Consider the following 233-nt stretch of genomic DNA (forward strand, 5'->3'; position numbering starts at 1 on the left):
GCGAGGTCGTACTTGGTCATGCTGCCGTCTTCGGAGACGAACGCCATCACCAGCAGGAAGCTGCTGCTCGACTTCGTGACCTTGATGCCGAGCTGCTGCACCACCTGCGGCAGAATCGGCGTGGCGAGCTGCAGCTTGTTCTGCACCTGCACCTGCGCGATGTCCGGGTTGGTGCCCGCCGCGAAAGTCAGCGTAATGGTGGCCGTGCCCGAGTCATCGGACGTGGACGACAG

Annotated in this window: 1 protein-coding gene; it reads right to left on the reverse strand. The window is 63.5% G+C overall.

Annotation, left to right across the window (positions count from 1 at the left end; genetic code table 11):
* Window positions 1–233, reverse strand: a 233-nt coding sequence (locus tag R2R70_RS23300) for an efflux RND transporter permease subunit (RefSeq protein WP_410979390.1), incomplete at both ends; no start/stop codon positions are given.

It is taken from the genome of Cobetia sp. SIMBA_158 (assembly GCF_046566945.1).
GTDB lineage: Bacteria > Pseudomonadota > Gammaproteobacteria > Pseudomonadales > Halomonadaceae > Cobetia > Cobetia amphilecti.